Genomic DNA, 9,435 nt, shown 5'->3' with positions numbered 1-9,435 from the left:
GGGCCGCGCAATCCGGTTCCTTCGCAAACCATTAACCTATGTACGAGCGGCAGTTTCTATGCCCTTCATGATCCGTCGTGAAGGGACCCATGATGAACAACCCACTGATCCGGAAACTGGAACAGTTCACGCGACTGTCCGGTTCGGACCGCACGATACTCGATGAGCTCGCCAGCACGGGTATCCGCCGGCTGGGGGCCCGCCGCGATCTTGTTCGCGAGGGCGAGAAGCCTCGTGCGATCAACCTGATGCTGGACGGCTGGGCGTTCCGTTACAAGATGCTCGAGGATGGCCGCCGCCAGATCATCTCCTTCTTCCTGCCCGGCGATCTGTGTGACCTGAACATCTATCTGCTGCGCGAGATGGACCATTCCATCGCCGCGCTGACCCCGTTGACCTTCTGCGAAATCCCGCGGGATACCTTCGAGCAGGTCACCGAACGCCCGCGTATCGTCCAGGCGCTGTGGTGGGACTCGCTCGTCGCCGCGGCGATCCAGCGCGAATGGACGGTCAATCTGGGCCAGCGCAATGCCCTGGAGCGGATTTCCCACCTGATCTGCGAGCTGTTCTTCCGCATCCGCGGCGTCGGCCTGAACGACGATTCCAGCTTCTTCTGCCCGATCACCCAGAATGACCTGGCGGAAGCGACCGGTATGACCTCCGTTCACGTCAATCGTACGTTGCAGGAATTGCGCGGACGCGGCCTCGTCCATTGGAAGGGCAAGCAGGTGGAGATACCGGATCTCGGGGCCTTGTGCCAACTGGCCCTCTTCAATCAGAATTACCTCCATCTCGACCGCGAAGGAGCGCATCTGGACGCCAATGACTGAAACGCTGCGCCTCCGGCCGGATCCATCCCCCGAAGCCCTGGCCTGGCAAATGTTGGCGCATGCCGAGGCGGAGGGTGCGGATCTCTGGCAGACACTGGCGGACCAGATCGTCCGGTCGGGACTGGCGGAATCGGTCGCGATCGCCACGCAGATGCCGGCCCCGGGCTGGATCATCCATGCCGGGCCATGGCGCCCGACACCCGACACCCTTCCACCGAAACTGCCCGAGCGGTGCGACCTGCTGGTGGCCGACGTCGCGGAACCGGCCTCTTTCCGACCCGACGGGACGATCGATCACGCCATCATGGTGGTGACTGATCGGCAGGCGTCGCGAACATTCTGGCTGTTGGCGGACAGCTTTGCTCCCGCCGATACTGCGCTGATCGTTCGGCTGATCGAAGGGATCGCGGATGGGGACGATCCCCGCTGCGTGGTCGGCTATGGTGCCGACGGCATACCGGTCGTGCGTGAGGTCAACGCCGCCTTTTGCCGCCGCACCGGCCTTGCCGCATGGCCGGGAACGCCGTTATCCGGCGTATCGCCCCGCTTTCTGCAAATGGGCATGCGCAATCCGCTGACCGTGACGGTGGAGGGGTGGCCGCAATCCTTTCACTTGTTCGCCTGTCCGGTCGTCGGCGACCCCGAGCCGCTGGTGGCGCTCGTACCCGCACCATGCTGGGGCGCGTCGCCGACGCACGCCACCAGGATCGCGACACCGCAACCGCGCGTCGATCACCAGCATCATGTCCGCAACATGCTGGCCGTCGTCCGCTCGATCGCCCGACGGACGCGGAGCAGCGATGGCGAGGCCTGGGGTCATCTGGACGGGCGCCTGAACGCCTTCACCCGCATCCAGGCGCTGATGACCTATGGCACCGACGACGCGATCGACCTTCATGCGATCATCGACGACGAGCTGCGCGTGCAACCCGGCGACCGGGTGACGGTCAGCGGCCCAAAGGTCTGCCTGACGCCGCGCGTTGCCGAGCGTCTGGGCCTTGCCATTCACGAGCTGACCACCAATGCGGTGAAGTTCGGCGCGATGGGACAGCCCGGCGGAAAGCTCTCGGTACGCTGGACCGCCGGCGAGACGCTGACGCTGTATTGGCAGGAAAGCGTGATCGATCCCCTGCCCCCGCGCGGAGCCCCCGGTTTCGGGACGGAGTTGATCGAGGAGCTACTGCCCTATGAGTTGCAGGCCGAGTGCATGCTGGACCTGCATTCCCATGGCCTGACCTGCACCATCGCCATAAAGCTGCCGCACAGCGTTCAGGCCGGCAACGCGCGATAAAGCCGCAAGGCGGGGGGAATCTGCTCCGGTGTCTCGCCGCGTGCGATGGCATAGGCGGCCTGCACCGCGGCCCCCAGGCTGCCGGTATGGAACGGCTTCGCGACGCAGCCGATGATCAGCGGATGACCACCGTCCCCCGGACAATTACCGCTGAGAAAGATGCAGGGAATGCCACGATCGGCCAGGGCCCGGGCGGCGGTGATCCCGCTGTCGCCATCGGCCAGCTTCACGTCGCATACCACCAGATCGGGCCGGTCCTGTTCGGCGAGATCAAGCGCGCTGGCCACGGTATCGGCGATCCCGACCACCCGGTGCCCGTGCAGCGTCAACGCATCCTCCACGAGCATCGCCACCAGCGCCTCGTCCTCGATCACCAACAGATCGAGCGTACGCGTCTCCACCATCGTGTCAGCCACGATCGGCATAGGGCATCACCACGACAAGCCGGTCGTCACCCTCGGCATGAACTTCTGCACGCACCTGATGGCTAAGGCCGGCAAACATCCGCGCGTCCGAACCGGACATGGTATCTCGCCCCCACATAGCGCCCTCAAACGACAGGCGCATGGCTTCGTTCCCGTCGGGGCCGAGGCTGATCTGCGGTCTTTCGCCATGTCGTTTCAACAGCGTGTGGAACAACAGTGCCGCCGCCGCGGCCTGTTCGACCGGTGCCTCGAACCGCCCGGCGACCAGAATGCCGGCCTCCGCGCCGTGAACCTGCTGGAACACGCCGGCGAACAGCGCCGCCAGATCGACCTCGCCCAGCCCGACCGTGTCGTACAGCGGGCGATGCGCGCTTGCCAGCACCTGCAACCGCTCGGTCGCCAGGTCCAGGGCGGCCCGCGCCGGCGGATCGGCCTGCGCGCGGGCGTCGATCGCCACCAGCCCGATTGCCACCTGAAGCGCGTTGCGCACCCGGTGGTTCAACTCCTCCAGCAGCCGCGCCTGCGTCTCGATACCGGCGCGCAGCGCCTCCTCGATGCGCAGGCGATGCTTGGCGAGTGCGACATAGTGGCAGATCGTGTGGAGGAAGCGCAGTTCATCCTCACTGAACCGATCCGCCCAGCGGCGGCCGAAGCCCAGCGTCCCCAGCAATTCAGTGCCATGAACCAGCGGCGCACAGGCATAGGCGTCCAGGCCCAGGTCGCGCACGAAATCGTAAAGCGAGTCGCTCGACCGCTGCACACCGATGGCGTGGATCGGCTTGCGCGTGCTGGCCGCGCATCCGCATACCGCCTGGCCGAGCAGCAATTCACGGCCATTCCCGGCCTCGGCAGCGGTCAGGCCGCCATGCGCCTCCAGCAGCAGGCGGTCACCCTCCAACCGATAGTTGAAAAAGACGTCCAGCCGCAATTCGGTGCGGATCAACTCGAACATTTCGTCGATCATCCGGGCGGGATCGTCCGCACCCATCAGTCGGTCGGTCACCTCCGCGATCAACGTCAGATATCGCCGCGGAAGCGAGGGATCGATCGCCACATCGTCAGTCGGCGTAGCGGTGGTGTCGTTCCACACAGGTCCAGCCATGGACTTGGCGATAATCCGATCGGGTCATGCAGTGCAACCGCTTCGGCAACAATAATTGCTGGCCTATTACAGGGACTTGCACGCAAGGCTGCCATCAGCCCACGTTTGTGCGCCACCGATGCCCGGTCGTGAGAAGCGATTCAGCGGTAAAATGGTGGAGCCGAGGGGGATCGAACCCCTGACCTTCGCAATGCCATTGCGACGCTCTCCCAGCTGAGCTACGGCCCCTTATCCGTCCGGGAGGCAGCCCAGTAGCGGGGCTGCCCGATCTTGGCAAGCACCCTTTGGAGGCGCCTGCCAAGTTATCCACAATTATCGCGGATCAACCGCGATCAATGCTCGTCGTCTTCCTTGGACGCCTCGACGCCCAGATCGTCGTCGCCGCCCAGATCGACCTCGTCATCGGCGGAGGGCTCTTCGTCCTCGCCGGTGATGTCCAGATCCTCGTCATCGCCGCCCAGATCGGAATCGGGCTTGGCATCGGGCTTGGCCTGCTCGAAGGGCAGCGGCTGCTTCGACTTCAGGATCGGCTCCGGCTCCCACTGCGTGCCGCAGTTGATGCAGGTGACGGGATCGTCTTTTTCCAGGTCATAGAAACGCGTCGCGCATTTCGGGCACGTACGTTTCGTGCCCCATTCCGGCTTGATCATGCCGTTCATCACCTTTCGGATTGGGATTTCGCTGGGTTTCCCCGGCGAATTGGTGCGCGCCTTGCCATAGCGCAAGGCGGCTGTCAAAAGCCCGCGCTCATGGCGCATTCTTCTTCGCAACCCCGTACGATCGCTTCCCGTGGCTCCTTGCGCGGCACCGTCGCGGTGCCCGGCGACAAGTCGATCAGCCACCGCTCCCTGATGCTGTCCGCGCTCGCGGTCGGCGAAAGCCGCGTCGATGGCTTGCTGGAGGGCGAGGACGTGCTCGCCACCGCCGCCGCGATGCGGGCGATGGGCGCCGATATCGTGCGCGAGGATAGTGGCACCTGGCGCATCCACGGCGTCGGCGTCGGCGGGCTACTTCAGCCGACGGCCGCGCTCGACATGGGCAATTCCGGCACCTCGACCCGGTTGCTGATGGGGCTGGTCGCGTCTCATGCCATCACGGCCACCTTTATCGGCGACGCGTCGCTGTCGGCGCGTCCGATGGGCCGGGTGATCGAACCGCTGGCGACGATGGGTGCCAGCTTCTCCGACACACCCGGCGGGCGCCTGCCGCTGATGGTCCGCGGGCTCAGCCCGGCGGTGCCGATCCGCTATACCCTGCCCGTCGCCTCCGCCCAGGTGAAGTCGGCCATCCTGCTCGCCGGGCTCAACACCCCCGGGCTGACCGAGGTGATCGAGCCGATCGCGACGCGCGATCACAGCGAGCGGATGCTGCGCGGCTTCGGCGCGGACCTGACCGTCGAGGACACGGCCGAGGGCAAACGCATCGCGATCCGCGGCGAGGCGACGTTGCGGCCCCAGTCGATCACCGTCCCCGGCGACCCCTCCTCCGCGGCCTTCTGGCTGGTTGCCGGATCGATCGTGCCGGGATCGGACATCACCGTCACCAATGTCGGCATGAACCCGACGCGCACCGGCATCATCACCGCGCTCAGGATGATGGGCGCTGACATCACCGAGATCGACGCGCGCACCGTTGGCGGAGAGCCGGTGGCCGATCTGCGCGTTCGCCACGCGCCCCTGACGGCGATCGAGGTGCCGCCCGAGCTGACGCCGAGCATGATCGACGAATATCCCGTGCTGTTCGTCGCCGCCGCCTTCGCGGACGGCACGACGATCGCCCGCGGTGCGCACGAATTGCGCGTCAAGGAGTCCGATCGCATCACGACGATGGCGGACGCGCTCAACGTTTGCGGCGTCACGACGCGCGAGTTCGAGGATGGCCTGTCCGTCACCGGCACCGGTGGCGAGCCGATCGCCGGTGGTGCGACGGTGGCGACCAGGCTGGATCACCGCATCGCGATGAGCATGACCGTTGCGGCGCTTCACGCCCGCCAGCCGGTCACGCTGGACGATGCCGCCCCGGTCGGCACCAGCTATCCGATCTTCTTCGCCACGCTGGATCGCCTGATGGGAATGGATGCATGATCATCGCCGTCGATGGACCCGCCGCCAGCGGCAAGGGGACGATCGCCAAGGCGCTCGCCCGCCATTTCGGGCTACCGCATCTGGATACCGGGCTGCTCTACCGCGCGGTCGCGGCTACCGTGCGCCGGCTCGATCTCGATCCGACGCGCGAGGCGGATGCGGTCGCCGCCTGCGACTTTGACGAGCTGACGCTGGCCGATCCCGGCTTGCGCGATGACGAGACCGGGCAGCTTGCCTCGATCGTCTCCGCGCATCCGCTGGTGCGCGCCGCCCTCCTCCAGCGGCAGAAGCGCTTCGCGCATCAGCCCGGCGGCGCCATCCTGGATGGGCGCGATATCGGCACCGTGATCGCCCCCGATGCGGATGCGAAGCTCTTCGTGAAGGCCAGCCCGCAGGTGCGCGCCCGCCGCCGTCACGCCGAACTTGCAGCCCGCGGCAGCGAGGCGAGCTTCGACCAGGTGCTCGCCGACATCCGCGCCCGCGACGCCCGCGACAGCGCCCGCGCCACCGCTCCGCTCACCCAGGCCGCCGACGCTGCCGCGCTCGACACCAGCAACCTCACCATCGACGCCTCCGTCGCCCGCGCCATCGCCCTGGTCGAAGCCCGCCTCGCCGCCCGCAGCGCCGACGCCTGAACCCGCGTCCGGGGCCGACCTTGCCCCTGACCCCGCTTTGACGTATATCAACACCATCCTGCGGGCTCGGACTCGCGGAGGCAGGCGCGTCGGGCATGGCCCCACGCGCCATTTTCGCATTGATGACCAAAAGTTCGTCGGTGCGTGCCTTTGCGGGAAATCGGTTCGCGGGGTGCCGCATCGGCATGGGGCCGGCGCGGCAGTTTGTGGCCAAGACCAGCGGAACCAACCGCTTGGCCGGAAACGACCAACCAGGAACGTTAAACCCTTATGGCAACCCAGGTACAGCCCACCCGCGACGATTTCGCGGCGATGCTCGATGACATGTTCGGCGGCGCCGACAGCTTCGAGGGTCGCGTCGTGCACGGCACCGTGACCGCGATCGAAAACGACCTCGCCGTTATCGACGTCGGTCTGAAGTCCGAAGGCCGCGTGCCGCTGCGCGAGTTCGCCGCCCCCGGTCAGAAGGCCGATCTGAAGGTCGGTGACGAAGTCGAAGTCTATGTCGACCGCGTCGAGAACATGCACGGCGAAGCGATGCTCAGCCGCGACCGCGCGCGCCGCGAAGCCGCATGGGACAAGCTGGAACTCGAATTCTCGAAGTCGGCCCGTGTCGAAGGCGTGATCTTCGGCCGCGTGAAGGGTGGCTTCACCGTCGACCTGAACGGCGCCGTGGCCTTCCTCCCCGGCAGCCAGGTCGACATCCGCCCGGTGCGCGACGTCACCCCGCTGATGGACATCCCGCAGCCCTTCCAGATCCTGAAGATGGACCGCAAGCGCGGCAACATCGTCGTGTCGCGTCGCGCCGTTCTCGAAGAGACCCGCGCCGAGCAGCGTTCGGGTCTGATCCAGAGCCTGGCCGAGGGTCAGATCATCGAGGGCGTCGTCAAGAACATCACCGATTACGGTGCGTTCGTTGACCTCGGCGGCATCGACGGCCTGCTGCACGTCACCGACCTCAGCTACAAGCGCGTCAATCACCCGTCCGAGATGATCAACATCGGCGACACGGTGAAGGTGCAGATCATCCGCATCAACAAGGACACGCAGCGCATCTCGCTGGGCATGAAGCAGCTCGAGAGCGATCCGTGGGATGGTGCGTCGGTCAAGTATCCGGTCGGCGCCAAGCTGTCGGGCCGCGTCACGAACATCACCGAATATGGTGCGTTCGTCGAGCTGGAGCCGGGCATCGAGGGCCTGGTCCACGTGTCCGAAATGTCCTGGACCAAGAAGAACGTCCATCCGGGCAAGATCGTGTCGACTTCGCAGGAAGTGGACGTGGTGGTGCTCGAGGTCGATCAGGACAAGCGCCGCATCTCGCTGGGCCTGAAGCAGGCTCAGGCCAATCCGTGGGAGGCGTTCGCCGCTGCCCATCCGATCGGCTCGACCGTCGAGGGCGAAGTCAAGAACGCCACCGAGTTCGGCCTGTTCATCGGCCTGGACAACGATGTCGACGGCATGGTCCACATGTCCGACATCGCATGGGGCGTTTCGGGCGAGGACGCGCTGGCGCTGCACCGCAAGGGTGAGAGCGTCCAGGCGATCGTGCTCGACATCGATCCGGAGAAGGAGCGTATCTCGCTCGGCATGAAGCAGCTCGAGCGTGGCGGCCCCGTCGTCGGCAGCCCGGCAGCAGCCGGCGACCGCCTCGGCAAGAACCAGGTCATCACCGTCACCGTTCTCGAAGTCCGCGACGCGGGCCTCGAAGTTCAGGCGGGCGACGATGGTTCGACCGGCTTCATCAAGCGCACCGATCTGGGTCGCGACCGTGACGAGCAGCGCCCAGAGCGCTTCCAGGTCGGCCAGAAGTTCGATGCGATGGTGACCGGTTTCGACCGTTCCAAGAAGCCGACCTTCTCGGTCAAGGCGATGCAGATCGCCGAAGAGAAGCAGGCTGTGGCGCAGTATGGTTCGTCCGACTCGGGCGCGTCGCTGGGTGACATCCTGGGTGAAGCACTGAAGGCGCGCGGCCAGAAGTAATTTGCCCGTTTAGGCACTCCCCCTGTGCCAATCCGGCACAGGGGGAGTGCCTTTTTTCTTGAGCGGAAACGTTTTCAAGGACGAGAAGTTTTAGTATAACGTTTGCATAAGGAATTGATGTTCGGAGGGGTTGTTGTCGATGATCCGGTCGGAATTGGTGCACAAGATTGCGGATGAGAATCCGGAACTCACGCCACGCGAGGTGGAGTTGATCGTGACGACGTTCTTTGACTCGATCATCCGCCGCCTGAGTGAGAATGGCCGCGTGGAACTGCGTGGTTTCGGCGCCTTCTCCACCCGCCCGCGCGACGCCCGTACGGGCCGCAACCCACGCACCGGCGAAAAGGTCGCCGTCGATGCCAAGCGGGTTCCTTATTTCAAACCCGGCAAGGAAATGCGCGCACGCCTGAACGTGTAACCTTTGCATGCCGACGTCGATCACGGGTTGACGCGCGCGCCGCGCTCGTCTTGGTCAGGCATCGTGTGCGGGCGTGGCGGAATCGGTAGACGCTGCCGACTTAAAATCGGCTTCCCATGGAGTGCGGGTTCGAGTCCCGCCGTCCGCACCATCGCGGTTGTCCTCGCGCTTGTCGCATCGGGCTGCGAACGTCGTCGCGACAGCGGCCCGGTCGTAGTCAGCGCCATCGGCGAGCCACCCGTTGCCGGTCACCGCGACCTGCCGCAGCGACTGCTGGTCGATGCCACTGCACAAGGGCTGGTCCGCTTCGATGCGGCCGGCCAGATTGAGCCGGGTCTTGCCGAGCGGTGGATCGTCACCGACAATGGCGCTTCCTATATCTTCCGCCTGCGCGAAGCGACCTGGGCCGACGGTCGCCCCGTGACCGCAGAACAGGTCGTGGTCATTCTTCGCGGCCGCCTGCGTGCCGCGGCCGATCACGCATTGCTGCCGTTCCTGACCGCGATCGACGAGGTCGTGGTGATGACTCCGCAGGTGATCGAGGTGCGCCTTGCCCGCCCCCGCCCCGATCTGCTCAAGCTGTTCGCGCAGCCCGAACTCGCCATCATCCGCTCGCGCACCGGTGGTGGTACCGGGCCGATGCGCATCACCGCGCCGCGTTCCCCCGCCC

The 9,435-nt window shown here is 65.8% G+C and carries 10 protein-coding genes and 2 tRNA genes; 8 read left to right on the top strand and 4 right to left on the bottom strand.

What is annotated here, in order from left to right:
• Positions 1-92: 92 nt before the first annotated feature.
• Together Q0U08_RS13840 and Q0U08_RS13835 are read left to right on the top strand one after the other, a co-directional pair.
• Positions 93-830: a Crp/Fnr family transcriptional regulator gene (locus tag Q0U08_RS13840; protein WP_298091969.1), complete on the top strand. Its 738-nt coding sequence runs from the start codon at positions 93-95 to the stop codon at positions 828-830.
• Between the two features lie 49 nt (positions 831-879).
• Positions 880-2,121, top strand: a complete 1,242-nt coding sequence (locus tag Q0U08_RS13835; protein ID WP_298091968.1) for a sensor histidine kinase — start codon at positions 880-882, stop codon at positions 2,119-2,121.
• On the opposite strand, the gene Q0U08_RS13830 is transcribed toward Q0U08_RS13835, so the two are convergent.
• From Q0U08_RS13830 to Q0U08_RS13815, 4 genes are all read right to left on the bottom strand, one after another.
• Entirely contained in the window at positions 2,100-2,537 is a 438-nt protein-coding gene (locus Q0U08_RS13830) for a response regulator (protein WP_298091967.1), read from the bottom strand. The genes Q0U08_RS13835 and Q0U08_RS13830 overlap by 22 nt on opposite strands.
• The gene (locus Q0U08_RS13825) at positions 2,530-3,648 is read right to left on the bottom strand and encodes a GAF domain-containing protein (protein ID WP_298091966.1); all 1,119 of its coding nucleotides are present in this window, start codon (positions 3,646-3,648) and stop codon (positions 2,530-2,532) included. The genes Q0U08_RS13830 and Q0U08_RS13825 overlap by 8 nt, the downstream gene beginning before the upstream one ends.
• Positions 3,649-3,800: 152 nt before the next feature.
• Positions 3,801-3,876 (bottom strand) — tRNA-Ala (locus Q0U08_RS13820).
• Positions 3,877-3,980: 104 nt separating this feature from the next.
• The gene (locus Q0U08_RS13815) at positions 3,981-4,298 is read right to left on the bottom strand and encodes a TIGR02300 family protein (RefSeq protein ID WP_112382623.1); all 318 of its coding nucleotides are present in this window, start codon (positions 4,296-4,298) and stop codon (positions 3,981-3,983) included.
• 99 nt (positions 4,299-4,397) lie between these two features.
• Between Q0U08_RS13815 and aroA the strand changes: the two genes are divergently transcribed.
• The 6 genes from aroA to Q0U08_RS19900 form a co-directional block, all read left to right on the top strand.
• A complete protein-coding gene (gene aroA, locus Q0U08_RS13810) occupies positions 4,398-5,732 on the top strand; it encodes a 3-phosphoshikimate 1-carboxyvinyltransferase (RefSeq protein ID WP_298091965.1) in 1,335 nt (444 codons plus the stop codon).
• Positions 5,729-6,367 (top strand): d(CMP) kinase, encoded by a 639-nt coding sequence (locus Q0U08_RS13805; RefSeq protein WP_298091964.1) that lies wholly within the window; start codon positions 5,729-5,731, stop codon positions 6,365-6,367. The genes aroA and Q0U08_RS13805 overlap by 4 nt, the downstream gene beginning before the upstream one ends.
• A 270-nt stretch (positions 6,368-6,637) precedes the next feature.
• Positions 6,638-8,347, top strand: coding sequence for a 30S ribosomal protein S1 (rpsA, locus tag Q0U08_RS13800; protein ID WP_298091963.1), 1,710 nt, complete (start codon positions 6,638-6,640; stop codon positions 8,345-8,347).
• 139 nt (positions 8,348-8,486) lie between these two features.
• A complete protein-coding gene (gene ihfB, locus Q0U08_RS13795; protein WP_298091962.1) occupies positions 8,487-8,765 on the top strand; it encodes an integration host factor subunit beta in 279 nt (92 codons plus the stop codon).
• Positions 8,766-8,832: 67 nt separating this feature from the next.
• Positions 8,833-8,916: transfer RNA gene (locus Q0U08_RS13790), tRNA-Leu, on the top strand.
• Positions 8,871-9,435 (top strand): ABC transporter substrate-binding protein (locus Q0U08_RS19900; protein WP_367271136.1); only part of this gene is annotated, 565 nt, incomplete at its 3' end. The genes Q0U08_RS13790 and Q0U08_RS19900, both read left to right, overlap by 46 nt.

This window comes from uncultured Sphingomonas sp. (assembly GCF_946477935.1).
In the GTDB taxonomy this organism is placed as follows: Bacteria; Pseudomonadota; Alphaproteobacteria; order Sphingomonadales; family Sphingomonadaceae; genus Sphingomonas.
Note: the sequence above shows the minus strand (reverse complement) of the source record. Positions and strands in the feature narration are given on the sequence as shown.